Origin of the sequence: Microcoleus sp. AT3-A2 (genome assembly GCF_036705685.1) — a bacterium.
In the GTDB taxonomy this organism is placed as follows: domain Bacteria; phylum Cyanobacteriota; class Cyanobacteriia; order Cyanobacteriales; family Microcoleaceae; genus Microcoleus.
Map to the genome: position 1 here is coordinate 60,059 of NZ_JAUBVF010000019.1, position 25,141 is coordinate 85,199.

Below are 25,141 nucleotides of genomic sequence, written 5' to 3' on the forward strand. Positions count from 1 at the left end.
TCTCTAATTAAGCATATTTCGTAGGATCAATACGTGGTTGCCCCACACGCAGGAAAGTTCCCTAAGTCCTGTTACAGATATTTGTTGGCCCAGGTAATGAAACCTTCGAGCTTGTGGACTGCCAACAGATTTTGATTGTCAGGAATTTGTTTTTTAAACCAGTCGATCGAACCTTGCCTCATACCGTCCCCACCCACTATAACAATAGTTGGCACCCGATAACAATTTTTAATATTTAAATTTAGGTAAGGATACTTCTCATCTACTGAACCTTTGTCTTCTTGCCACTTGCACTCAACAATTAGACCTAGAGGAAACAAACCGGAATTAACAATATAAAAATCGACATTTATTTCAGTTTCATAAATGCTATACCCGATATAAACCTGTTTAGCATATCGCTTGGGATTTTCCGTAGAGATCAAGAGCCAATCTCGCTTGCGCTTTTTCGGCAACTGGGGACATATTTCGAGATATCCGTGGCCTCTCAACGTACCTTCTACAGTTGTTTCTAAAACAAAACCAGTTTTATTGGCTCTACAACCCCTATTCATTTTGTTGGCTCCTGAATATAATCTGAATTAAGCCGATCGCACTTCGATCGCTCCCCTGTCAAAAACCCGTTTGTCAGTACCGATAGAACTGACAAACATCCGGTCTTCATAGACATCAAACGTCGCAAAACTCAGGCGGCTAGCAGAATACTCTGTCCACTCAGAACGCCCCACCGGACGAGTGCCCGCGCCGGCCCCACAAATTAAATAAGTCGTACCGTTAATCGAGCGAGTGCGTTCGTAACTGTGCTCGTGTCCGTTGATATAAAGCTGCACGCCGTACTTTTGAAACAAAGGCGTCAAAGTCTTAATAAAAGATTGACTCACTCCGTACACCCCAGAGGAATAAATCGGGTGGTGACCGAACACAACTTTCCAAGGTGCGGTGCTCTGACTCAACTCTTTTTCCAGCCACACAAGCTGATTTTTCCAATCGGCATTGCGATTGGTATCTAAAGCAAAAAACTGTACGGGATCGCGCCGAAAAGTATAGTAGCGACCTTGCATATTAAAACCCGCATATTTAACTTGCGGATCGCCGTTAGCAGTGCGGATATCGTGATTTCCCAGACAAGCATAAAATTTTACATCTTGCTGTAATAATGGCTGATAAGGCCGCTCGAAAACAGCATTAATTTTTTCAATTTCGCCGTTATTGTAGATATTGTCGCCGGCGAGAACAGCAACATTAAAAGGGTTTTCCCGGTGATATTGCGCCATCGCCTCAGCCACAGCATACTGACCTTCAGCGCCGGTACCGGTGTCGGCCACCGAAATAAAGCGTAAAATAGGCGGTGAGGCCGGCAAAGGGACGATCGCCCTTTCTGCCTCAACATTAGAAGGCACAGCAGCATTGGTGTCTCTACCGGAGGAAGTCCGAAGCTGAATAATTTTCGAGACTGCGGCAAAACCTAAGCTGCTGAGACTGCCTAAAATTAGAAAGTGACGACGTTTGATGCTCATTTTGGTTCGGTTACAACTAATTAAATGATAAATTAAGGTTGAGATGACTCAACTAAAATTTATCTCGTTTAGATATATTTGCAACGCCCCAAGGCAGAGAAAATGTCAGAAGAACAACTAAACCAGTCAACTCCAGAACCATCTCAATCTCCGACACCGGAGGTTGATTCGGCTGCAAAGTCTGCCCCCACTGGCAGCAAAACTCAAAATGCCAGTAGCGCGGTTCCCAAAAATCAGAGAATCAAAACTTTGATGGCATCGATTGGGAATTTGGGAAAAAAAGGCAAAAAAGTACCAGCCGAACCCTCGTTGCAGCAAGAAAAGCCGATCGCGCCCATCGCTTCTGACTCAGCAACAGTAACTCCTCCCGCTGTCGCTGCGGAAGTTAACAGCGTGCGACCAAAAGTTGCTGTAAAAGTTGATAAAAAGCCTGTATCCCAAGGCAGGGAAGGGAGCTTTTTACAGAACGTCGGTGTACTTTGGCAAAGTATTTTGCGGCTAGTGCGATCGCTACTGCCACCATCTACGAACCAGAAGCTGTCCGATCCAATTTTAAACGCCGCCATAGCAGCAACTCTGATCGTTGTAGTCGGTTTAACTTTCAACAGTTTCTCCCCAAAACCGCCGGAGAAAGTAGCAAAAGTGCCTTTGCCAGCAGCGCAGCAGTCGCCGCAAACTTTTGATGATTTTATGGCATCGGGAACGCCGAAATCCCCAGAGGCGATCGTACCGTCTGAGCCAATCTCTGCTAAATTCAAAAGCAAGTTGCCCGATTTAGTTGCGCCGGAAAAACCGCAACCAGTAGAAATTATCCCACCGCCACCGCTTACGCCGGAACAGTCTCTGATTGCTACGATTCAAAATCAAGTTACTGACATTAAGAATCGACTGGGCGGCGGTTTAGTTGAGTCTGTTCAAGCTAATTTTTCCAGCAGCATTTTGACAGTAAAAGTCGCTGAAGATTGGTACAAACTCAGTGTAGTTGAGCAAAATCAACTCGCAACAAAGATGTGGAAGGAGGCTAACTCGCTCGATTTCAGCAAGTTAGAAATTGCGAATATGGAAGGGAAATTAATAGCTAGAAGTCCGGTTGTTGGTTCGGAAATGATTATTTTAGACAGAGGGATTAATTAGAATTTAAATAGTCTGTATCTGTACACCATCTTACCAGCCTTAAAGTCCAGGACGCATAACATAATTATGTAGCGTATTCCCTGCGTACCTTACGGCTGTTGATTTTTTTGAGGAATCTCTAACTTTTAAAAATACCGACAGAATGCTAGCATTAAATCATCTCATGTCAGCGGTCACGACCACAATTAAATAGGTTTGTAGTCAGGAATTCATTTCTCATAAAACTACTAACAATGAAGTTCTCACTAGAAACCTTAGAACGCTTATTTACCCGACATTAAATTAATTAACTTTGAGGAAAATTGAAAAATGACAATTTTAACTCAAGTCGAACAACTAGAAATTGAATATCCCAGCAGCGACGGAGAGCCGATGGCTGAAAGGGACATCACGCGCGATTACATGACTTACAGTGTTGAAGCTGTCAAGCTTTACTTTCAAGAACGTTCTGATGTTTACGTGTCAGCCAATTCTTTCATTTATTATGAACAAGGGAATAACCAAGCGGTTGTTGCTCCCGATATTTATGTGGTGTTTGGAGTTGCCAACCGCAAAAGGGATAATTATAAAGTTTGGGAAGAAGGCGGAATTACTCCAGATTTTGTCCTAGAAATTACTTCGGAAACAACTCAGACGAAAGACCAAGAAACCAAACCGGAAATTTATCGGACTTTGGGAGTTAGGGAATACTTTCAGTACGATCCGTCGGGAGATTACCTAAATCCGATTTTACAGGGAGTACGTCTAATAAACAATCATTACGAGCCGATTGCAGCCAACAATATCGATTTCGATACGCTGTGGTTGTTCAGTGAAGTGCTGGGACTGGAATTGCATCTAATTTCAGGAGAATTGAGGTTTAGAGTTCCTGAAACGGGTGAGTTTTTGAAGACTCATAAGGAAGAAAACCTGGGACGACTGGCTGCGGAGTCAACATTGCGCCAGCTCGTAACTCAACTCTTAAATTCTGGAATGAGTCTGGAACAGGTAGCGCAAATGATGAATTTATCAACCGTGGAAGTGAGACGATTGGTAGGGGAAAACTTTTGATCGATCGCACTTTTCCCAGATATCAAGAATAGTGCGATCGAAGTATGGGACAAAATGAGAACAGTCAACAGTCAACCGTCAACAGTCAACCGTCAACTATTAACTAATGACTAGAGAGGCTTATTAGTAGGCTTAAAGCCCTGCTTTTGGAAATAGGTTCTAAATACCTCTTGAGCAATTGGTGCCGCCGATACAGAACCAAATCCGCCGCCTTCAACTATAACTGCGATCGCAACTTCCGGTTTGTCAGCAGGAGCAAAACCCACAAACATAGAATTGTCAGGATGACCGGGCATTTCCACCGTCCCAGTCTTACCAGCACTTAAAGGAATAGTACCATCATTCATGCGTTTGCCAGTACCTTTTTTCACCACGTCAATCAATCCCTGGCGAACAACATTCAAAGTTGCAGGCTTAATACCTGTGGGAACTTTTTTGGTAATAGGAGTGTTGGTTTGAGAAGCCAATAAATGCGGCTGAACTCGATAACCGCCATTAGCAACAGTTGACACCATCACAGCCAATTCTAAGGGAGTACAAAGTACCAAACCTTGACCAATCGACATTGTTACTGTATCGCCAACATACCAATCTTCCCCATACATTTTCTGTTTCTCTGCTGGGATCGGAACTTGACCGTGATTGGCGGATTCCAAGCCCAAAAGGTCTAAATTAATAGTACCGCCAATGCCCATCGCTTTAGCCCATTTCGCCATTTGTTCGGGGCCTGCAGCCATACCTACTTGATAGAAAAACGTATTGCTGCTGTAGGCTAAAGCATCGCGGAAGCCGATAACGCCGTAACCGCCGCTGTGTTCGTTAAAAGAAATTCCGCCGATGTTAATTGAAGAAGAAGTGGCCAAAGTCGAGTCAGGAGAAAACTTGCCCGACTCCATCCCCGCTATAGCAGTGACAATTTTAAAAGTGCTACCGACTGGATAACCTTGAACGGCTCGATTTAAAAACGGTTTTTCTGGCCCTTGCAGCCGATCCCATTCTGTTTGAGTCACCTTGCGGGTGAAAATATTGGGGTCAAATGTCGGCCAACTAGCCATTGTTAAAAGAGCTCCGGTTTTTACGTCGATCGCCACAACTGCACCCAGACGATCGCCCAAAGCTTTTTCCGCAGTTTTCTGCATATCTAAATCTAAAGTTAGCTGCACCGGTTTGCCGGGAATAGGGTCTTTTACACCTAAATCTTGGATTTCTTCGCCTTTAGCATTTACCTCGATTAAACGGTTTCCCCAAACGCCCTCTAAAGTTGAATTGGCTAATTTTTCAACTCCCATTTGACCGACGATCATTCCCATCGGATATGCAGGATTAGCTTTTAATTGATCTAAACTAGCTTCGCCGACGTATCCCAAAAGGTGAGCTGCTAATTGCTGGTTGGGATTGTCTCGGCTCGATTCTACGCGAATTTCAACTCCCCGCAAAGCATTACTTTGTTCTCCCAAAGCGACGAAAGTACCGACATCAATATCCTTACTAATTCGCACCGGCAGGGCTGATCTGTAGCCAGCGGCATCGATTTTTTTGACAATTTCGGCTGCGGGAAGTTTGACGATCGGGCCTAGTGTAGCGGCGATCTCTTGCCACTCCTTGGCCGATCGCTCTTTTGGCCACACATAGACCGATCGAGATACGCGGTTGGCCGCAAATATTTTGCCGTTGCGGTCTAAAATTTGACCGCGATTCGCTGCGACTGACACAGGGCGAATGCGGTTATTTTCCGCCCGCTGTCGGTTGTAGGCTCCCTGTACCAGTTGCAATTCGGCTAGACGAAATATTGGTAGCGTCACCAAGGTAGTGACGAACAGCATAAAAATCATAACTTGGAGCGATCGGCTGCGTTGCCGTGAAGCATTGTCCAAGCCATTTTTGTCGAATCGGATTTTAGAGTTAAAAGAAAAATCGCCAGCCATATTAATTAATCTGCTCTTTTTATTCAACTAACAGGTTGATACGGTTCCCATCCGGATGATTTGGCAGATGATTACAGGGATTATAACTTCTAACTCTTTAGTAACAGGTATGAATTCTGTCGATTGGCAGACGGATCAGCGGGATTGTTTGATTAAGGTATATAAGCTGTATGTTAAATATCAGGTTTTTCTGACAATTCAACTGTTAAAGAGGTAGGGGCGCTGTGGAACCGATCGATTTTTTGATTGCTTGGCTGGTGACGGGTAGCAGCTTGCTACTCATTTCTCAACTGCCGATCGGCGTAGAAATTGACAGCACCCCGAAAGCAGTAATTTCTGCTGTGGCTTTGGGAATGTTGAATGTTTTAATTTTGCCAATTCTGAAAGCAGTTTTTTTCGTGCCGAACCTACTGACGCTGGGGTTGCTTTCGGGCCTGTTTGCTTTTGTAATGAACGTGATTATTTTTTCCTCGGCTGCGAAGTTAGTTGAAGGATTTAGTTTGCGGATGGGCCTCTGGAGCGCGGTACAGGGGGCGATCGCCTTGGCTGTAGTTAGCAGCTTTATCAACGGCGCACTGATTTAGCAACTTCCCCTGATAAAGGGCGATTGAAATCGCCCGATATTCCCCACCCTTACCTTGCGCGTTTTGTTTCTCTACAAGCGATTTCAATCGCCGAATATTTCTTCTCCCATCTTCCTTCTCCCATCTTCCCTATTCCCTCTTCCTTCTTCCTTCTTCCTTCTTCCTTCTTCCTTCTTCCTTCTTACTTCCCCATCAGCGACTTATAGGCTGTCACCTTAAGATCAATCCCAGTAATATCTGTCCCGACAACAACAGCCGCCGCTCCTAAATCCAAGGCTTTTTTAGCCATTTCCGGCCCCGATATCCCACCTTCGCAGATAACGGGAACCTTAAGCTTTTCTACCATTTCCGCAAGCAAATCAAATCCCGGCGGCGAGAAATTTTCCGTCTGGGCAGTATAGCCAAAAAGAGTAGTTGCTACAGTATCTGCACCAGCTTCGGTTGCCGCGATCGCAGCTTCTATTGTATCTACATCCGCCATCACTAATTTGCCCAATTCGCTGTGAATTTGGGCGATTAATGTCTTTAAGTCTTCGCCTCCAGCAGGACGGTTTCTCAGAGTAGCATCAACGGCGATAATATCGGCTCCAGAAGCGGCGATCGCCCGCGCGTCTTCAAACCGAGGAGTAATGTAAATCTCGCATCCCGGCAATTGCTGCTTCCAAATCCCAATTATGGGAGCGGATATCTGTTTTCGCACCGCTGCAATGTGAGCCGGAGTGTCAATCCGCACGCCCGATGCACCTCGATTGATGGCGGTTCTAGCCATTGCCGCAATTACGATCGGATCGTGCAGTGGCGAATCAACAGGTGCTTGACAAGAAACAATTAATCCTGTAGGAATTTGACAATTAATCATGGGGAATTGCGGATGGGGAATTGGGCATCGGGCATCGGGCATCGGGCATCGGGCATCGGGCTTTTTTGTAATTTATTCCCTGTGCCCTATTGAACTCAAATAAGCATTAATTTTTGGTAGTGATTTATCGACAATTGGTTTAAATTTGCTGACTTATTCGCTTGTGATAAGTTGTCTAGCGTAGGCTAATCTTAACCAGTTTACTGTTTCGTACAAAGAGCCTCTCGCAATTTTTACAAAACGCCGATTATCTTGGTCATTATAACGACCTCTTCCTTCAGCAATATTAGCACAGACACTATCAGCAGACCGAACGATCTGTTTACCCATCGTATATTTTGTGAAGTAATCCCATTTTTTAACAATTTCCCAAATCTGATTCGCCACACTTTCCGCGAACTTATAAACCTCTAATTCCTCAAAATCAGGTCTTCCCATAATTGCCTCAAAAACTGAATTATATTAAATGCCCCATGCCCAATGCCCAATGCCCCATGCCCCATGCCCAATGCCCAATGCCCCATGCCCAATGCCCCCATGCCCAATTACCCATTACCAATCCCGGCCATTAAAGAAATAATTTTGTCAAGCAGTTGCTCAGGATGAATCGGTTTAGCCAAACAATCGTTAGCTCCCGCCGTCACGAAAGATATCTGATCTGGGGGAATTTCATTAGCGCTTAAAGCTAGAATTTTAATATTTTCAGTAGCGGGTTTTTGACGCAGTTGGTGAATTATTTCGCAGCCATTCATACCGGGCAAACGCATATCGACAATCACAGCATTCGGCTGCAAAAGTTCAATTTGTTCCACCGCCGCCGAACCTTCAATCATCCACACCACTTGCAGTCCTGCTGCTGTCAGGATATCACAAATCAGCATGGCAGTTTCTTCATCTTCTTCCACGAGTACGAGGTTGCCCCGCGAAGAATAATGCAGCGGTAAAGATGAATTGGATTTTTCATAGGTGAATTTTGTGGATTCATCTTTGGTTAGAGTTTGGATGGGTATAAAAACGGTAAAAGTAGAGCCGACATCAACTTTAGAATTGACTTCGATCGCGCCGCCGTGAAGCTCTACTAACTGTTTAGTTAAAGCCAATCCCAGACCGGTGCCGCCGTATTCGCGGCGGTAGGGGGAATCCAACTGCTGGAATTTTTGAAACAAAAGCGATCGCTGATTTTCGGGAATTCCAATGCCGGTATCTTTGATTTGAAAAACAGCGGTACTGCCCGCAGGTGCAGTACCGGGCTGTCGCACTGCCGGCGTTCGATTTTTATCTTCTGTCACCCAAACTCGCAAGATGACTCGCCCGCCTTTGGGAGTAAACTTAATCGCATTTCCTAAAAGATTGAAGAGAATTTGTCTCAAGCGGCGTGGGTCAGCGATGAAGCGATCGCACTCTTGTTGTATCCGCTGTTCTTGCAGCAGTTCCACGCCTTTAGCCGCCGCTTTTTCTTTGAGAGCGTGCAGGCTCTGAGAAGCTAATTTAGAAATTGAAAATTCACTAATTTTTAATATTGCTTTTCCCGCTTCTACTTGCGATAAATCTAAAATATCGTTAATTAATTCTAATAAGTGGTCGCCACTGTCTCGGATAGTTTGCAGGTACTGCCGCTGCTTTTGCACTGGCACTTCTTTACTGCCAACTTTGCCGTAAGACCACCGCAGCAGCGTGTCGGAAATGCCGATGACGCAAGTGAGAGGAGTCCGCAATTCATGGCTCATAGCTGCCAAAAATTCGCTCTTGGCGAGGCTGGCAGACTGGGCCGCAACCAGGGCATCGCGCAGTTCTTGCGTGCGCTCTATTACGCGCTGTTCTGAGGTGCGCTTTTGCTGCTGGACTTGTGCATAAAGTTCGGCTTGGTAAATGGCGATCGCCAAATGTTCTGCTATTTGCCGCAAAAATGTTTTTTTGCTTTCTTCCCACTCCCGAAAAGTACACTGGTGGGCAATTAGCAGCCCCCACAAGTCGTCTTGAACTACGATCGGCACTAGCAACTTCGCCCGCACCTTCGCCCGCCGCATCAACTCTAAAAAACAAGGGTGCGAAGAGTAAGTTGTTTCCACATCCGCGACGCACAAAGCCAAGCCTTTGCGATATTTCTCTCGGTCAATGACTCCATTGGTAAAACACTGCGCGCTTTCACTAAAATTGAGTACAGACGAGATAGTATCGTTGGCTAAAGCTTCGTAGGTGACGCGACCTAAATACAAGTAAGACCAGGAATTTTCTTGGATTTCGCCAGACCCAGAAACCGCTGTCGGTATTTCTTTAGCTAACTCGCCATTGTGCGGCGCTGGCACTTTTTCAAATTGATAAATTAACAGGCGATCGACCTCCAAAAACTCTCGCACTTGCTCAACTGCTTTTGACAAAATTACAGGCAATTCCAAACTCTGGCGGATTTGAGTTGTGACCTGATTCAAAAGTCGCTCTTGTTCAAGCTGCTGCTGCAAAGCATCTTCTACTGGCTGACAAAATGAAATGCAGGGACTGGCAATTTGTAATTGATTGACGGCTTCGGCAATCTGGCTCTGTAGCGTTTCTGGATCTATAACTTTGGGCGCTGATTTTTCCTCTATTTCTGTTTGGCTGTGTATGGGCAGGCGATTATTTTGGCTGGCATTAGTAGCGAGAATATCCAGCAAATTTAGGGTGAATTCGCTTTGAATAACTGCCGAGTTGGGCTGTATATTTGTAATTGCTTGTTTGAGGGCGCGAATGTCAATTTGCCACGAGGGTGCGGGCATTATTTCTGCGAGTTTGTCTGCGAGAGGAGACAGGAAATTGGCGATCGCCCCGGGGTCGAAAGTCAACTGCACATTCAATTGCGAATGGAGATTTTTTTCGCTGTGTTTGTGTCCGTTGGTTGCGAACTCATCTAATAGATTGCCCCGCAGCAGCGCGCTAAAATGCTCTGATACCACTGCTGCAAACCTTTCCGACGAATTTTCCACATTTTGAGAATCCGCGATCGCATCGTCGGTGAGCCAAATCGCCCCTGGGATTTCAGCCATTTGCTGTAACAACTGGTAAGCAGCCTCAAAGGTTGCTAGCGGCAAAGTCCGATTTAAGGTTTTTGGTTTCAATCTAGATATTTTCCCGGTTGTTTTAAAGAACAAAATATGAGTGCCCCTGTGGTGAGGACGGAACCTGGGGCAAAGCAGAGGCCGCTCATCCAACAGACTTGAGATGACAGTAGTCAGAAAGTAGGTAATAGAAGGCCTCGGGGTCAATCGATTTGAGATTTGAGATTTTAGATTTGAGATTGAAGCATTGAGCCGACAGATAAATTCGGGGGGAAAGTTTCATCGGATACAGGTTTTTTATTTCTGGGTCCTGAGTCTGCGAAGGAATGAATCCGGAGGCTTGTATCCTGGATGCTTTCGGTCAGAGAGCTAATTTCTTGTTATAGTTGTCATTTTTCTTCTGGGCGAGTGATCCCCGCTGCAGCGCTTTACGAGGGCGAAAGCGGTCAGAGGAAACGGGGGGAAGGGATACGGCGGTATCATCGATCGCTTCTGGTTGTGTTTGTGAACCGGGTTGTTGAGGGAAACTAAGCAATTCTACTCCCATTGCTGGGGTGAAGTTAGCACGCGCCTTTGTTTTCTGAGCTGATTCGGCTAATGGCACGTCCTTAACCCAAATAAAAATGTTTAACCCTTAACGACAGAACAGGGGACTAGCTACGCATCCGCTTGGTGTAATTACTCAAAAAACCTAGACATCAAAGGTATCAGGCTGCTCAACTAAAAATGAAGTTTTAGGCCCGAAGCCCAGTCACTCCCGTGCTGGGTCGTTGACTACTTTCAACAATCTTATTCCAGTATAATATTAATATATAATTTGTTAACTTGTACTTAACACTATCCGGGTAAATGAGCAATCCAACTCAACTCACCCCCGATTTCACGATCGGACATCTGCCGTGTCACGACTTCCAAGTGAGCGCTGCAACTCTAGGACAGGTAGTGGCTGAAAGATTTGAGCAAGAACCCGACCTGCCGGGAGTCATTATTACTCATGAATCACAGGTATTGGGCATGATTTCTCGCGTCAAATTTCGAGAGCAAATGAGTTTTCCCGATCGCGTAGAACTTTACGGGTCACACCCGATTCGAGCCTTGTTAGATTTTATTAGAATTCCGCCTTTGCTGCTTTCGGAAAACTGGAAAATTGACGATGCCGTGCAAGCCTCATTCAACAGGCACAAAGACTTGATTTATGAACCGATTATTGTGGTAATGGAAGACCAGAGCCACCGCCTTTTAGACGTTAAAGTTCTGGTAATTGCCCAGTCAAAGCTTTTAGCGCAAGCTAACAAACTTATTCAAAAATACCGAGTAGAAAGACACAAATATTTGGCTCTACTTCAACAAGAACAGGCTAAGGTTCACGAATGTAATGAGCTTTTAAAAATCTACCAACGTCAAACAGAAAAGTTGCAGACCAATCCCAGTTCCCAGCAAGTGGCACTGGTCAAACAAGCTGAAGAAATTGCTCAAATGAATCAGCGATTTGTGAGAATTGCGAAACTAATTTCTTCGGAAGGTCGCCAAGCATTTCAAGCTACTTTTCAAGGTGCTAATTCTATTTGCAACAATACAGATAAAATTTTGGGCGTGGGCAAAGCAATAGCTAATGATTTAGAAACGGTTAATCGCACTTCCCGAACCATCCGGGAGGCGATCGAACAAGTCAGGCATTTAGCAGTACAGGTGGCTGTAGTTACCAATCAAATGGGAAGTCAGCCCAGCGGTCTGAGCAAAGTGAGTCTAGAAATTGGCAGACTGGCAAGTAAAACGTTTGAATTAGGGACTCAAATGGAGCAAATTGCCAGCCGGTTTAAACTTCGAGTTCACGAACTCACGGAGGCAGCAAGAGCGGGTGCTAATGTGGCTAAATCTGTGACGATCAAGATCGATCGCGCAGAAATGGCGCTGTTAGAGTTGGAAGAATTAATAGCGGAAAAAAATTTCAATTCACACACCGCTATCCAAGAACCTTTGGGAGTCATAAAAAGTGTTACCGCTGATTCTTTAGTTCGAGAGATAGAACACGCAGAAGTAGCAGTTTCTGAGTTGGAAGAATTAGTTAAACATCAAGATTCCTCGCAATATCTGATTCAAAAGATTCAGCAGGCGCTGAAGTCCAAAAAGCCATAAAATCCCACCCTGAATCTAATGAAGCATTTGGAGAGGAAAACAAATAGAATCAAAATAATAATGTACAATTATTCTATTTCAAGAATACTATTTGTTATACTGAAGGTGGAAGAAATTTCCCTTCAGTTGTAAAAAGGCTATTTAATTAGCCCCAAAAACCGCTAAAAAATTCCAAGAATAGTTGGAAGGACAGGTGACGTTTATGAAAATCCTGCTGGTAGAAGATGACACAGTTACAGTCAGTTTGCTGACTCAAGCGCTGGAGTCTCACAATTACAATGTGAATGCGGCAGCAGACGGTGAAACAGCGTTGCATTTGGTACAGGCATACGATTACGACCTGATTGTTTTGGATGTGCTGATTCCTAAACTCGACGGCATTAGTTTGTGTCGGAAATTGCGATCGTCCGGCTGCCAAATGCCGATTTTACTGCTGACAGCCCTAGATAGCAGCAACGATCGAGTCCAAGGTTTAGAGGCGGGTGCAGACGATTATGTGGTCAAACCCTTTAATCTCGAAGAATTAATCGCTCGAATTCGGGCTTTGCTGCGCCGGGGTAAGGCAACTTTGTCAAGTACAAATTTGACCTGGGAAAAACTGCAAGTCAACCCAGACACTACCGAAGTAACTTATGCCGAAAAAGTGCTGCACTTGACTCCCAAAGAGTACAATTTGCTAGAACTTTTCCTGAGAAATCCCCGGCGCATTTTCAGTCGCAGCGCCATCCTCGATCGCATTTGGTCGGCAGGCGAATTTCCTCAAGAAGAAGCCGTTACCGCTCACATCAAGGGGCTGCGGCAGAAGCTGAAAGCAGCCGGGATGACTGTAGATTTAGTGGAAACGGTTTACGGATTGGGCTATCGGCTCAAAAGTCTGCCGGAGGAGATTGAGAGGCAACAAGTTGGGCAGGAAACGGCAGAAACTGCTAAAACTCAAGAGACTTTATCTACTGAATCCAGCGGGTCGAACCCGGAATTAAACAAAGACGAGCGCCGCCTCAAAGTATTGAATGCGATTGCCCAAATGCGGGGAAATTTAAAAGCTAATTTTATAGAAAAGGTGGCGATATTTGATCGCGCGATCGCTCAACTGAAAAACGGAAGCTTGGAGGGCGAAGTGCGCGAGGAAGCCCAGGCTCAAGCTCACAAATTAGTCGGTTCTTTGGGAACGTTAGGGCTGCCGAAAGGTTCGGAAGTTGCGCGCCAGATAGAACATTTGTTCAAGCCTGAAAACATTTTCAAACCGGGGACGGCTCAGCAGATTGAGGGATTTCTGCATAAGCTCAAACAGATATTCGATCACCCCTCATCCGAACCCGAAGGCGATTTGGTTCCTGCGGTTTCCCAAAAGCGCCGAATGCTGATTGTTGATAATGATACTTTTGGGAGCGATCAACTGAAAACAGTAGCATCCGGTTCCGGCTTCCAGATAGAAGTTGCCAACTCTCCGCAAGCGGCAAGAAATGCGATTTCTCAACAGCCTCCCGACGCGATTTTGCTGGATTTGACATTTTCCAAATCTCAGGAAAACGGACTTTCTCTCCTAGCCGAACTCCGCAGTGAAAAGCCCGAAATTCCGGTGATGGTTTTTAGCGGGCACAATCAATTGAGCGATCGAATAGAAGTTGCTCGTTTGGGAGCTTCGGGCTTTTTACACAAATCTATGCCCCCAGCAGATATACTCAAAGCAGTCGCCCAACTACTCGACCAGACGGGCCCTGCTGAAGCTAAAGTTATGGTGGTAGACGATGACGTGGATCTATTGGCTGCACTGCAAGTGATTCTACAACCTTGGGGATTTCAAGTAACAACATTGGACGATCCCGAAAAGTTCTGGGAGGTACTCGAAACGACTTGTCCGGATTTGCTAATTTTAGATGTGGAGATGCCCGGTTACAGCGGTATCGAGCTGTGTTTGGCAGTTCGCAACGATTTGCGCTGGAGCAAGCTCCCCGTACTATTTTTGACAGCTCATTCCGAATCGGAAATAGTGCGCCAAATGTTTGTCGCAGGTGCTGACGACTACGTGAATAAGCCGATCGTGAAACCGGAATTAATTGCTCGCCTCCTGAATCGTTTGGAGCGGACTCAACTCAGAAACAGACTGGCTCAGGCACAGCGCTAATCCCATTTTAGATTTAAAAGATTAAAGAATTAAAGAAGTGAAGAACTGGGAATGACTGATGAGATATGGGTTTCGAGCACGTACCTACAGTTGTATTCTTTTTTTAAACTGGTATAACTAGGAGCAAATATGCAGTGCGTGTCCGCAACAAATCAGGAAGCCTTCGCCAAGACTTGGGATTGTTAGATTGTGTGATTTCGACGCGGTGCTGTTGATTGATGCTTGCCCGCCGATCAAGAACACAGACTAATTTAGAGAATTATTAATCAGATGAAAGCAATGGTATTGCCCTCAGACACAGACAATCTCAATGACAGCGACTGCGAACTAATTTACGCCCCGGCTGCGATCCAACCTCATGGCATCCTTTTAGTGCTGGAACCTCCTGAGTTAAAAATTTTGCAAGTTAGTAACAATATTTTTGAGGATCTCGGCATTTATGCCGAAGAACTTTTGGGCAAATTTTTACAGGAATTTGTCGCAACTGAGGAAATTGAGGCTATAGAAAAAGCTTTATTTGAAAACGGCGATCAATCTAACGGTATCAGACTATCATTCAAAAGTCAAAACCGCCAGTCTTTTTTTCAGGGGACGCTGCATCAATCTAGTTCAGCATTAATTCTTGAACTCGAGTCGGCTGTTTCCCCACAACCTAGCGATGCTTTCAATTTTTATCATTTAGTCCAAGAGCCAGTAGACAAAATCCACAGAACACCAAACCTGCAAGTGCTGTGTCAGACAGCAGTTGAAGAAGTGCGGAGGATGATCGGTTTCGATCGAGCCCTGGTCTATCAATTTGATGCCACAGGTGCGGGGCAAGTTGTCGCCGAAGACAAAGTAGAAAGTTTGGCTCCTTTATTGGGACTGCACTATCCGGCTGGCGATATTCCCCCCCAGGCAAGAAACCTGTTCACCATGAATTTAATTCGGTTTATCCCCGATATTAACTGTCAGCCTGTAGAACTAATTCCTCACTGCAATCCGCTGACCGGTCGCCCCCTGGATCTGGGCTTCTCTTTGTTGAGAACAGTTTCCCCTTGCCATGTTCAATACCTCAAAAATATGAACATTGGTGCTAGCATGACCTTGACATTAATCAAAGATCAAAAACTCTGGGGATTGATCGCCTGTCACCACCCAACACGAAAGTATGTCAGCTACGAAACAAGAAAGGCTTGCGAACTGCTAGCCAAGTTTGTGAATCTAGAACTTAGCTACAAACAAGATAGCGAAAATTGGGAATATGCAATTTATTTAAAAGAAAATTGCCATAAGTTTATTACCAAAATTCCTCAATCACACTGGTTTGTAGAAGGTTTACTTAAATCCGGAGATGAATTGCTGACCTTAGTGGGCGCTACTGGTGGAGTTGTGTGTGCAAATGAAAATTTAACAACCATCGGCAACACCCCGGAATTGCTAGAAATAGAAAACTTAATTGCTTGGATAAAAACTCAAATAAATAATGATATTTTTCATACAGATTCTCTCTCCAAACTGTATCCGCCCTCGCAGAAGTTTAAAGAAGTTGCTAGCGGTTTGCTCGTCCTTGCCATGTCCGAAATGCAAAATTATTACATTTTGTGGTTCCGTCCCGAAACAATTCAAACTGTCAACTGGGCCGGCAAACCAGACGGGGAAATCGAATTTAAACCGGATGGCAGTCGGCCGCTGTCTCCTCGCAATTCCTTTGACTTGTGGCAAGAAACTGTTAGGTTAAAATCTTTGCCTTGGCAGCGGTGCGAAATCGAAATAGCCCAAGAACTACGGGTTGCTATTACTAGCATGGAGTTGCGGAAAACGAATCAGCAGCTTAGCTTAGCTTTGTCGGCTACCAAAATCGGATTTTGGGACTGGGACTTGCAGAAAAATCGCATTGTTTGGTCGAGGGAACACGAAGAGTTGTTTGGGTTGACCCCGGGAACTTTTGCGGGAACTTATCAAAGTTTTGCAGCTTGCATTCACCCAGAAGATTTAAAAAATACGGATAATACTATAAATCAGACCCTGGCCCAGCGAGCAGATTACTTTCTGGAATACCGCGTGGTTTGGCCCGACGGCAGCATTCACTGGATCGAGGGAAAAGGTAAGTTTTTTTACAACGAAGCCGGCGATGCAGTGCGGATGGTGGGGACAGTTACAGAAATTACCGATCGCAAAGCTAGAGAATTGCAGTTGCGCCTGTTGGAATCAGCAGTCACCACCACAAACGACGCCGTGTTAATTACCGAAGCTGAACCGATTGAGGAACCGGGCCCGCGAATTATTTATGTCAACCCAGCTTTTACGCGGATGACTGGCTATACGCTAGAAGAAGTTGTGGGCAAAACGCCACGCATCTTGCAAGGAGAAAAAACAGACCGCGCCAGTCTCCATCGAGTTCGGACAGCTTTGAAAACCTGGCAGCCTGTGCGGGTTGACTCGATCAATTACCGCAAAGACGGGACGGAATTTTGGGTAGAAATGAGCATTGTGCCCATAGCGGACGAAAATGGTGAATTTACCCACTGGGTATCAGTGCACCGGGATATTAGCGATCGCAAACTTGCTGAAGCCGCCCTCCAACAGCTCAACGAACAGTTAGAAATGCGAGTTTTGCAGCGAACCAGAGAACTAGAAAGCTCTCAAGCAGAACTTCAGGAAAGCGAAGCTTTATTTCGCTCTCTGAGCGAGAGTTCCCCCGTGGGCATTTTCAAAATCGATACTGAGGGGAAATGTACCTATACAAATCCCCGCTGTCAAGCAATTGGCGGCTTCGCACCGGCAGCAGCTTTAGGCAATGGCTGGATGCGGTTTGTTCACCGCGAAGACCTCAAACTAATTCTGTCTAAGTGGTCCCAATCGCAATCGCTAGATGGGGAATTTTCCTGCGAATTCCGCCACATCCAGCGAGACGGAACCATTCGGTTTTGTCGGCTTAAAACAGCTCCGATTTTTTCCGACAGATCTCAACTAATTGGTCACGTCGGCACAGTTACAGATATCACAGAAAGTCGGGCAATTGAAAAAATGAAAAATGAGTTTATTTCGATTGTCAGCCACGAACTGCGAACTCCGCTTGCGTCCATTCGCGGTTCTTTAGGTTTGCTGGCGGCTGGGGTACTGAAAAGTAAACCGGAAACTGCCAAACAGATGTTAGACATCGCTTCGAGCGATACCGAACGGTTAGTGCGTTTGGTAAACGATATTCTCGACTTAGAGCGGCTCGATTCGAGCCAAGTTATCCTCGTCAAGCAGTGGTGCGATGCCCAGGTTTTGATGCGGAAGTCTGCTGAAGCTGTACTTTCTTTGGCTGCTGAAAATAACATTGATTTGTCGATTCTGTCGGGGTCAGCCCAAATTTGGGCTGACCCCGACAGAATCGTTCAACTGCTGGTAAATTTGTTGAGCAATGCGATTAAATTTTCCGCTTCAGGGAGTACAGTAACTGTCAGGGTTGAAGATTTGGGCAATCGGGTTTTATTTGAAGTCAAAGATCGAGGGCGGGGGATTCCTGCAGATAAACTAGAAACTATCTTTGGACGGTTTCAACAGGTCGATGCTTCTGACTCCCGCCAAAAAGGAGGTACGGGTTTGGGTTTGGCTATCTGTCGCAGCATAGTACAGCAGCACGGCGGCAGAATTTGGGTCGAAAGTGTTGTCTCACAAGGCTGCAGTTTCTATTTCACAGTGCCTGCACCGTTGGAAGGCGAAGGGGGAAAAAGTTTGGAGGTTTGAGATTGCTTTGATAAGATCTCGCGAAAGCTCAAGTTCCTGGCAACCCACGCGGGGAGGGTGAGTTGGCGAGGGTGATATTTCGATTTTTCTGTTCTCGATTTAAGTAGGGGATCTGCAAAATATAGCAACCGTTCCCGACGATTAGGACGTTTTTAATTGCTGAAACTCTTTATTTTATTGGTTCTTCCTGTTGCTACATCTGTGAATAAAGCGGGTTGATGAGCCAGGGTGCAAAAGTCATTTTTCAGTTTACGATGATTAGTTTACCATGATTAATTTAAAATTTGAGTTTTAATTATGTCAGCAAAACGCATTCTGGTAATCGATGATGAAAAAAACCTTTGCAGCGTGATTCAGACCTGTCTGGAACATTTAGGCGGCTGGACGGTACTAAGCGCGCCCGACGGCGGCCAAGGATTGCTTTTAGCTGAAACTCAACTCCCTGACGCTATTCTGCTAGATGTGATGATGCCGGATATGGACGGACCTACTCTGTTTGGTTTGCTGCAAAACAATGCGGCTACTCGCGGGATTCCGGTGATTTTCCTGACGGCTAAGGTGCAGGCGATGGATTTGAGCGAATTTGCTGATTTGGGGGTAGCGGGGGTGATTGCAAAGCCTTTCGATCCTTTGAATTTGGCACAGCAAGTGGCGGAAATTCTGGGTTGGGAACCGTTGCTTTAAACTGGGGTAAAATTCGATCGCAGATAGCAGATCAAACTCGGCAGTTGAAACCGCTACTAGACCAACAAAGTCAGCCCAGCCCGACGGAAGAATCAAGGGGGCATTAAAACCGGATGACGATCAAAAATCCGCTTTCTCATTCCCTTGATTCTTGCAAAAATCATGAAATTATGTTATTGAACCGGGTTTATGCGTCCAGGAAAGTTCTAGTTTTTCCTGTTATTTTCATAATTTCCTCATTTTTTTAATTTAGCTTTGAGATCGATCGGTGATTGGTTAATTTAAACTCTGATTCCCTAGAAGTTCTAGAGATGATCTCAGGGAGTCGGGGTTTTTTGTTACCCGCAAAGCCGATCGGCTAATACCGTATTTACAGGCCGAATAACCCCGCCAGAAGTTACGCACACTTGTGTCAAAAACGGTTTTTTTTAACCCGGAATCACAGATGCAGCGAAGTTTTTTGCTAAAAAACCCGGTTTCGGCCTGCTAATCCAAGATTGACGCAGAGTTCCCTCAGAAACCTGGTTTTTTAACCCCGGATGACAGATGCAGCCAAGTTTTTGGGTAAAAAACCAGGTTTTTGCCTAAGTGTTGTAATCCCTGCTTCGGCAAAAGTATATTTATCAAAAAAAATGATGGTCTTCATAATTTCCTCATATTTTTTAGATAAAGTTTACTCGAAGCTCTGGATTTGAAGGCCGATCACACTCTCAGCACCATTCCGCTGCCAAAGAGTGAATCTGTTGTCAGGAGAGTTCGGGAAAGTGACGGTACTTTCAATTAACTGCTGCTACAGCACAACCAACCTCAATAAGTCAGGACCTAGGCCCTGCATACCAAACAAACCGGGTTTTTAAATCTGGAAAAACGGAGTTTATGCGCCATACCTCTAAGTGTTGGCAGGATAACTCAAAGCTACAAAAATTAATAACTGAAGATGTGATTTGCGATCTCGAATAACACCCCAAAAATAAGTCGGTCGTTTGATCGAGAGCCAAACTCGCAATTGCCACTAACAGGCAAAGCCAAGTCTCAGTAAGTTTTTGAAAGAGTGTGGAGATTTTTTCAATGTCTGATCAGCTATCTTATAAAGGTAACAACCAGATTCTGTGCTATTACGCAAATGTTACCAACCTAGTTCAAGTGGTTCGGATTGGGAACATTCCTAATTGGTACTTTGAAAGAGTGATGTTTCCGGGACAGCGACTGATGTTTGAAGCTGCTGCTGAAGCAGTCTTAGAAATTCACACTGGTACGGTGGCAAGTGCTATTTTATCGGACAAGATTCCCTGCTACGTGCTGCGGGTTATAGAAGAGGTAAGTTCCGAGTTCGAGCTGATGATTACCGAAGAACGATTGGCGGTATTAGCCGGTTAAAATTCATGAGAAATCAGACGAGATCGAGAACGGTCACGAAAATATTAGTTAACGAGTGTTTGGGGACGGGGAAAATGCAGAAAAATCTTGTCAATATTACCTTAGCTGTAGTCACAGAGGAAGTAGAAATTATCTTGGAGTCTTATCCGAAGCACCCATACCAACAAGCTTTTTCGCCTTCGGGATTGCGACAAGATTTAATTGCTTATGTGCTCAGCCGAGTTCCTAATAGATATACTGCGATCGACTCCGGCGAGTCTGTGTCAAACCAAACAGTTCAGGTTCGCTGTTCTTCGGAGCAGTTGCTGCACATAGAAAATTTGATTCATACTGGCATTCGCGAGGTGCTCCACAGCTATCAGAAGATAGATTACTGCCTTCCTGAAGAAGTTAAATTCGATTCGAGAGTTGCTAGTTGGTTTTGATAGTTTCTTGGTAATCGCAGCAGCAGTTGCACGGGCCATTGGGATTGACAGCACAGCGCAAAATTTCCGATCGAGCATTAAAGCGACAGCTAGCATCTCCGATAACCCAGATACCGCTTACAAAAGTTCTTTCCGTCGGCGGTGTGGCCGACTGCACGTACAGGGCAATTTTTTGCAGTCGGTAGCGGCCGGATTTGAGTTGATAGCGGTGGTGGCGTTCCAAGACAGCGTAGGTTTGTCCCTCTAAATCTAGATAGTTCCCCGGTTGCGGCGTCCAATCCAGCCGAATGCTACCTAAATATTGGCGGGGGTGAGAGAGAATCACCTCTACGGGTAAAGTATTTTGTTCCATTTGGCGGTGCGTTCGCGAACTGAACTAAAGGGGCAAATAGTTGACTCAACTGAGATGTTGCACCCTTCTCAATAAGCCTTTTATGGGCGGGATATCCTGCCCACTCCACCAGAACTTCACTCTTTGTGGAACAGGCACGAAAGGCTTTTTAAGTGAGAATGGTGCAAGATGTGAGCTAAACCTACATCTTCCTCATCTAGAAAAATAACTTCTCCTAGAGAAAGTAATTTCGGTTGAGGCGCTACACTTAACTATAGAACCTTTGGCGATCGGGGGATAGCCGACTCCCTCCACTACGTTGGGCCCAAAAGGCTAGGAAATAAACTTCAACTCGCTTGAGGTAGCTAAAGTTAAGTTCGATTAGCTTTGATAAAGCAGTACACGCTGATGGTATCGCAACTCGCAGGTTCGATCGATAGGCGGTTGAGATTCCTGAACAGATTTTAACGGTTTGCAGGACTTGGGGTGCTTGGGGTGCGTTTGTACTGAGGACTTCACAGCTAACTACAAACCAAACCGAATTTTTGGTAATCACAATTCCCAAAAATATGCCATTCCTTCCATGATTCCCCAAGCGCAAGCAGAACCAGCTAAATAATGATTTTCAGTGCCAAATTCGCGATGCCATTTTAAGAGTTCTGACATAGCATTAGCGACGATTACTCCCCGGACATCCTGTTCAAACATATTAATATCATTGCCAGAATCACCGCAAACTAATGTTGCCTCAGATGGAATTTGGAGGCGCTTTTGTAAATAAGTAAGGGCATTGCCTTTATTGCTAGTTTGCGGTAAAAGATCCACATCACTATTGCTGCTAAAAATGATTTGAGCTGGCAGCCCCGATTCAGTTAACTTTTGCTGCAAAGCCTGGACAGTCGAGCTATTTTCTGCTGCTGGTTCCAAACAATAACTGATTTTCCAAGGATTTTGTTCTTTTGGGGATTGGGGTTTAAGCTGGGAAAACTGCTGAGCTAAAGAGGCGATCGCCATTTTATCCCAGTCTTGAGAAAGATACTCCGCCCAATCTAAATCGAGGGTTCCGTTTTGGTAAATTTCGCTGCCTACACCTGCGATCAAATAGTCGGGTTCTAGCAGTTGCTTTTGGGCAATTAATTCGCAAGTTGAAGCATGAGAACGCCCGGTAGCGTAAACCAAACAAATTTGCGATCGCAATTTTGATTGCAAGCGCTGGTTTAAAACTTGAGTTGCTTCGTCATCTCCGACTAGCGTGTGGTCTAAATCTGTAACTAATAAAAACTTCATTTTGGGAATTAGTCAGTAGTCATCAGTGATTAGGGATTGGGAATCGATCGCTTCCTAAAATAATTTTAACTATTTATAAGAATTTGTTAAACCAACTACATTTATAAGCAAGCTTATCGGTTAAGCTTGGCCAGATTTAGTTTTCAACAAGTGGTGTGAGTTTTATGGTGAATAATGCAACCTCTGTTAAAGCTTTTTGGCTGTCTTTCTTGATTTCTGGTGCGGCAGTGCCTTTGGGGCCGATCGCAGCAACAGCTCAAATTCAGGATACCTCAACTCCAGAAGTTGCGCTAGAAGCGAGTGCCGTCCCTACGGCTACCCCAGATGCAGCGCTGGCAGCAGGTAAGATTGAGATACCGCAGTTAGCGGCGATTACCGCAGAGACTAACTCAGCAGTCGATCGCGCTTTACCTCAAACAGATATAGCATGGGTGAATCGTGCTTTACCCAAACAAGATATAGCAACAGTCGATCGTGCTTTACCTCAAACAGATATAGCAACAGTCGATCGCGCTTTACCCGAAACAGATGCAGCATGGGTGAATCGTGCTTTACCCAAACAAGATATAGCAACAGTCGATCGCGCTTTACCCGAAACAGATGCAGCAACAGTCGATCGTGCTTTACCTCAAACAGATATAGCATGGGTGAATCGTGCTTTACCCAAACAAGATATAGCAACAGTCGATCGTGCAACAACAACCCCAGAAATAACGGAGGCAATTCGCGAATTGCCCCCACAGGAGTTAGAAATTGCAAACTCTCCTCAATCTCAAAAAGTTGCTGAAGCCAGCAAAGTTGCCGACATCAGCAGCGAGACGGGAAACGCTGATGACCTCAGCATACAAGAAGACGCAGCACAAGTCACATCTGTTTCCCAACTCTCCGACGTGCGGCCGACAGATTGGGCTTTTCAAGCCTTGCAATCCTTAGTAGAAAGATACGGCTGCATTGCGGGATATCCAGACGGCACATTCCGAGGCAATCGAGCAATGACTCGCTACGAATTTGCCGCCGGATTAAACGCTTGCTTAGACCAAATTACCAAACAACTTGGCGGTTCTACTGGTAATTTAGTCAAGCGAGAAGATTTACTTGCTTTGCAAAGATTGCAAGAAGAATTTGCAGCAGAATTAGCTACATTGCGCGGTCGAGTAGATGCTTTAGAAGCCCGCACTGCCGAATTGGAGGCAAACCAATTTTCAACTACTACTAAACTCAACGGATTTGCTTGGTTTAACCTGACTGGAGCTTTTGCGGGCGATCGAGTCCGAGTTGAAGCAACAAATGGAAATGCTGCTCCGCTCGATCGAGTAGCCGGACGCGATCCAGTCACCAATAGACCAATTGTGCAGAGAGTGGACGATGATCCAGAAATCACTTTCAGCCAATTAGTTTGGTTGACTCTCACTACTTCCTTTACAGGGAAAGACGAATTGATTACACAGCTAGCTGTAGGTAACGGCAATTCCCCAGCCAACCAATATACTTCTACGGGCCTGTTCAATACCTTTGGCACTCCTTTTCTCGACCAGACTGCTGGGGTGAATCCCAATGAAGTTACCCTGCGAGAACTTTCCTATCGGTTCCCGCTTAGCAACCGCTTCCAAGTAGTAGTCGGGCCGAGGATTAATTTCTACCGCTACTTTGACAACAATCGGTTTAACTTTTTCGTAGACGGTGCGAGCAGCTTTAATTCTAACAACAGCCCTTTGTTAAGCGCTACCAGACGCGGTGCCGGTGCTGTGGTTTTGTGGGATATCGCCCGCGCATTGAAACTGCGTTTTGGCTATTTGGGCGAGAGTACAGAATTTTTGCCAACTTCCGTGTTTAATTCCGCTTCCAATCCGTCTCAAGGCTTGTTTGGTGGGACAAATACGACTACAGCAGAATTAACATTCAGTCCGAGCGATCGGACTAATTTGCGCTTTTTGTACAGCCGTTCAAACATCCAGCAAATCGGCGGCTTAATTGGATCTCCTAACAGCAAGCCGTTAAACGGTGTGGCAGATGACGGTTTTGGTGGCCGCCTGGGTAATTCGACTGCGAATACTTATAGTTTCAATTTCGATTGGTTAGTCACTCGCCGCTTTGGTCTTTTCGGCCGCTACGGCTACGCCGAAACCAACATATTTCCCAAGACTAACCGACCGGACGGCACGATCAAAAATCAATCTTATCAGTTAGGACTTGCATTTCCCGATTTGTTCAAAGAAGGAGCTTTGCTTACGGTGTCATATTTAGTACCTTTTGACTTTACTGGCGGTCGGAGATTTCTGATTTCTGGCGGGGGTAACGGTGGCACGCAGTACGAAATTGAGGCAACTTATTATTTTCCTATCACCGACCATGTTTCGATCGTGCCAGCATTTTATGCGATCGGCAATGCCAATAATTTCGATAACAACCCGACAATTTTTGTGGGCAATTTGCGGACTCAGTTTAGCTTTTAAGTAAATTAGGGCTGACTTGAACCTAATTATAGTATTTTCAGTTGAGTCAGGTACACATTAATAATGGGTAATGGGGCGCTGAGTGTAGATTACGTGACTCAGTTGAAAACTGCTATATGTAAGGTACGCCTGAAACAACTTACCGCATTAGGGTAGGGTGCCATATCAATTTCGGTTGCATCGGAATAGTCAAATCCAGTCAACAGTCAACAATCACCGATGGATGGTGCAAGCGAAATTAAGAGAATTCATCTGCGTTAATTTGTGTTTATCTACCTGTATCTGCGGTTTTGAAAATATAATTTATTAACTGCAGATGACAAGGGATTGACGCTGGTTAACGCAGAGGTCGAGAATAGAGGTAGGAATAATTGCGATGCTAACAGATTTGATATCCAAGCACTTGTTGCCTCTCATGTTCGTCTAATACCAAATTCGGCTTAAATACCCCGTTTATTTCTTAGTCAGTCTGGACTCGGACTTCGATTGGGTATGAGCGGTTTCA

Annotated in this window: 20 protein-coding genes; 10 read left to right on the forward strand and 10 right to left on the reverse strand. The window is 45.2% G+C overall.

Annotation, left to right across the window (positions count from 1 at the left end):
• Window positions 1-71 precede the first annotated feature (71 nt).
• Together QUB37_RS13420 and QUB37_RS13425 are read right to left on the reverse strand one after the other, a co-directional pair.
• Complete coding sequence (locus tag QUB37_RS13420) at window positions 72-554, reverse strand: PD-(D/E)XK nuclease superfamily protein (RefSeq protein ID WP_333162665.1); 483 nt, start codon at window positions 552-554, stop codon at window positions 72-74.
• Between the two features lie 27 nt (window positions 555-581).
• Entirely contained in the window at window positions 582-1,517 is a 936-nt protein-coding gene (locus QUB37_RS13425) for a metallophosphoesterase (protein ID WP_333162667.1), read from the reverse strand.
• 102 nt (window positions 1,518-1,619) lie between these two features.
• On the opposite strand from QUB37_RS13425, the gene QUB37_RS13430 reads away from it, so the two are divergent.
• Complete coding sequence (locus QUB37_RS13430; RefSeq protein ID WP_333162669.1) at window positions 1,620-2,651, forward strand: hypothetical protein; 1,032 nt, start codon at window positions 1,620-1,622, stop codon at window positions 2,649-2,651.
• Between the two features lie 309 nt (window positions 2,652-2,960).
• Window positions 2,961-3,701, forward strand: a complete 741-nt coding sequence (locus tag QUB37_RS13435) for a Uma2 family endonuclease (RefSeq protein WP_333162671.1) — start codon at window positions 2,961-2,963, stop codon at window positions 3,699-3,701.
• Window positions 3,702-3,811: 110 nt separating this feature from the next.
• On the opposite strand, the gene mrdA is transcribed toward QUB37_RS13435, so the two are convergent.
• Window positions 3,812-5,626: a penicillin-binding protein 2 gene (gene mrdA / locus QUB37_RS13440; protein ID WP_333162674.1), complete on the reverse strand. Its 1,815-nt coding sequence runs from the start codon at window positions 5,624-5,626 to the stop codon at window positions 3,812-3,814.
• A gap of 224 nt (window positions 5,627-5,850) precedes the next feature.
• On the opposite strand from mrdA, the gene QUB37_RS13445 reads away from it, so the two are divergent.
• The gene (locus QUB37_RS13445; protein ID WP_333162676.1) at window positions 5,851-6,210 is read left to right on the forward strand and encodes a phage holin family protein; all 360 of its coding nucleotides are present in this window, start codon (window positions 5,851-5,853) and stop codon (window positions 6,208-6,210) included.
• Between the two features lie 181 nt (window positions 6,211-6,391).
• Here the strand turns inward: QUB37_RS13445 and QUB37_RS13450 are convergent, their stop codons facing one another.
• The 4 genes from QUB37_RS13450 to QUB37_RS13465 all read right to left on the reverse strand — a co-directional run bounded on the left by QUB37_RS13450 (window position 6,392) and on the right by QUB37_RS13465 (window position 10,705).
• Window positions 6,392-7,069, reverse strand: coding sequence for an N-acetylmannosamine-6-phosphate 2-epimerase (locus tag QUB37_RS13450; RefSeq protein WP_333162678.1), 678 nt, complete (start codon window positions 7,067-7,069; stop codon window positions 6,392-6,394).
• Window positions 7,070-7,222: 153 nt separating this feature from the next.
• Window positions 7,223-7,507 carry a four helix bundle protein gene (locus QUB37_RS13455; RefSeq protein WP_333162680.1) on the reverse strand — a complete coding sequence of 95 codons (285 nt, stop codon included), beginning with the start codon at window positions 7,505-7,507 and terminating at the stop codon, window positions 7,223-7,225.
• A 107-nt stretch (window positions 7,508-7,614) separates the two neighbouring features.
• Entirely contained in the window at window positions 7,615-10,161 is a 2,547-nt protein-coding gene (locus QUB37_RS13460; protein ID WP_333162682.1) for an ATP-binding protein, read from the reverse strand.
• A 301-nt stretch (window positions 10,162-10,462) separates the two neighbouring features.
• Window positions 10,463-10,705, reverse strand: coding sequence for a hypothetical protein (locus tag QUB37_RS13465; protein ID WP_333162684.1), 243 nt, complete (start codon window positions 10,703-10,705; stop codon window positions 10,463-10,465).
• Between the two features lie 245 nt (window positions 10,706-10,950).
• Between QUB37_RS13465 and QUB37_RS13470 the strand changes: the two genes are divergently transcribed.
• The 6 genes from QUB37_RS13470 (at window position 10,951) to QUB37_RS13495 (ending at window position 20,565) form a co-directional block, all read left to right on the forward strand.
• Window positions 10,951-12,237, forward strand: coding sequence for a chemotaxis protein (locus QUB37_RS13470; protein WP_333162686.1), 1,287 nt, complete (start codon window positions 10,951-10,953; stop codon window positions 12,235-12,237).
• Window positions 12,238-12,439: 202 nt separating this feature from the next.
• Window positions 12,440-14,362, forward strand: coding sequence for a response regulator (locus QUB37_RS13475; RefSeq protein ID WP_333162688.1), 1,923 nt, complete (start codon window positions 12,440-12,442; stop codon window positions 14,360-14,362).
• A 270-nt stretch (window positions 14,363-14,632) separates the two neighbouring features.
• The gene (locus QUB37_RS13480; protein WP_333162690.1) at window positions 14,633-18,079 is read left to right on the forward strand and encodes a PAS domain S-box protein; all 3,447 of its coding nucleotides are present in this window, start codon (window positions 14,633-14,635) and stop codon (window positions 18,077-18,079) included.
• A gap of 297 nt (window positions 18,080-18,376) precedes the next feature.
• Window positions 18,377-18,763: a response regulator gene (locus QUB37_RS13485; protein WP_333162692.1), complete on the forward strand. Its 387-nt coding sequence runs from the start codon at window positions 18,377-18,379 to the stop codon at window positions 18,761-18,763.
• A 1,068-nt stretch (window positions 18,764-19,831) separates the two neighbouring features.
• Window positions 19,832-20,140 (forward strand): DUF1830 domain-containing protein, encoded by a 309-nt coding sequence (locus QUB37_RS13490; protein ID WP_333162694.1) that lies wholly within the window; start codon window positions 19,832-19,834, stop codon window positions 20,138-20,140.
• Window positions 20,141-20,214: 74 nt separating this feature from the next.
• Complete coding sequence (locus QUB37_RS13495) at window positions 20,215-20,565, forward strand: late competence development ComFB family protein (RefSeq protein WP_333162696.1); 351 nt, start codon at window positions 20,215-20,217, stop codon at window positions 20,563-20,565.
• On the opposite strand, the gene QUB37_RS13500 is transcribed toward QUB37_RS13495, so the two are convergent.
• From QUB37_RS13500 to QUB37_RS13510, 3 genes are all read right to left on the reverse strand, one after another.
• Window positions 20,552-20,917: a DUF6464 family protein gene (locus QUB37_RS13500; protein ID WP_333162698.1), complete on the reverse strand. Its 366-nt coding sequence runs from the start codon at window positions 20,915-20,917 to the stop codon at window positions 20,552-20,554. The genes QUB37_RS13495 and QUB37_RS13500 overlap by 14 nt on opposite strands.
• Window positions 20,918-21,164: 247 nt before the next feature.
• Complete coding sequence (locus QUB37_RS13505) at window positions 21,165-21,452, reverse strand: hypothetical protein (RefSeq protein ID WP_333162700.1); 288 nt, start codon at window positions 21,450-21,452, stop codon at window positions 21,165-21,167.
• Complete coding sequence (locus tag QUB37_RS13510; protein WP_333162702.1) at window positions 21,449-22,183, reverse strand: sucrose-phosphate phosphatase; 735 nt, start codon at window positions 22,181-22,183, stop codon at window positions 21,449-21,451. Before QUB37_RS13510 ends, QUB37_RS13505 begins: the two co-directional genes overlap by 4 nt.
• 164 nt (window positions 22,184-22,347) lie before the next feature.
• Here QUB37_RS13510 and QUB37_RS13515 point away from each other — a divergent pair, with 164 nt between their 5' ends.
• On the forward strand, window positions 22,348-24,636 hold the full coding sequence (locus tag QUB37_RS13515; RefSeq protein WP_333162704.1) for an iron uptake porin: 2,289 nt from the start codon (window positions 22,348-22,350) through the stop codon (window positions 24,634-24,636).
• Window positions 24,637-25,141 lie beyond the last annotated feature (505 nt).

Excerpts from the sequence above, each read along its gene's own strand:
- QUB37_RS13420 (WP_333162665.1), bottom strand. The coding sequence starts at position 554 with ATGAATAGGGGTTGTAGAGCCAATAAAACTGGTTTTGTTTTAGAAACA.
- QUB37_RS13470 (WP_333162686.1), top strand. The coding sequence starts at position 10,951 with ATGAGCAATCCAACTCAACTCACCCCCGATTTCACGATCGGACATCTG.
- QUB37_RS13510 (WP_333162702.1), bottom strand. The coding sequence starts at position 22,183 with ATGAAGTTTTTATTAGTTACAGATTTAGACCACACGCTAGTCGGAGAT.
- QUB37_RS13485 (WP_333162692.1), top strand. The coding sequence starts at position 18,377 with ATGTCAGCAAAACGCATTCTGGTAATCGATGATGAAAAAAACCTTTGC.
- QUB37_RS13475 (WP_333162688.1), top strand. The coding sequence starts at position 12,440 with ATGAAAATCCTGCTGGTAGAAGATGACACAGTTACAGTCAGTTTGCTG.
- QUB37_RS13490 (WP_333162694.1), top strand. The coding sequence starts at position 19,832 with ATGTCTGATCAGCTATCTTATAAAGGTAACAACCAGATTCTGTGCTAT.
- QUB37_RS13455 (WP_333162680.1), bottom strand. The coding sequence starts at position 7,507 with ATGGGAAGACCTGATTTTGAGGAATTAGAGGTTTATAAGTTCGCGGAA.
- QUB37_RS13515 (WP_333162704.1), top strand. The coding sequence starts at position 22,348 with ATGGTGAATAATGCAACCTCTGTTAAAGCTTTTTGGCTGTCTTTCTTG.
- QUB37_RS13495 (WP_333162696.1), top strand. The coding sequence starts at position 20,215 with ATGCAGAAAAATCTTGTCAATATTACCTTAGCTGTAGTCACAGAGGAA.
- QUB37_RS13425 (WP_333162667.1), bottom strand. The coding sequence starts at position 1,517 with ATGAGCATCAAACGTCGTCACTTTCTAATTTTAGGCAGTCTCAGCAGC.
- QUB37_RS13435 (WP_333162671.1), top strand. The coding sequence starts at position 2,961 with ATGACAATTTTAACTCAAGTCGAACAACTAGAAATTGAATATCCCAGC.
- QUB37_RS13500 (WP_333162698.1), bottom strand. The coding sequence starts at position 20,917 with ATGGAACAAAATACTTTACCCGTAGAGGTGATTCTCTCTCACCCCCGC.
- QUB37_RS13480 (WP_333162690.1), top strand. The coding sequence starts at position 14,633 with ATGAAAGCAATGGTATTGCCCTCAGACACAGACAATCTCAATGACAGC.
- QUB37_RS13450 (WP_333162678.1), bottom strand. The coding sequence starts at position 7,069 with ATGATTAATTGTCAAATTCCTACAGGATTAATTGTTTCTTGTCAAGCA.
- QUB37_RS13430 (WP_333162669.1), top strand. The coding sequence starts at position 1,620 with ATGTCAGAAGAACAACTAAACCAGTCAACTCCAGAACCATCTCAATCT.
- mrdA (WP_333162674.1), bottom strand. The coding sequence starts at position 5,626 with ATGGCTGGCGATTTTTCTTTTAACTCTAAAATCCGATTCGACAAAAAT.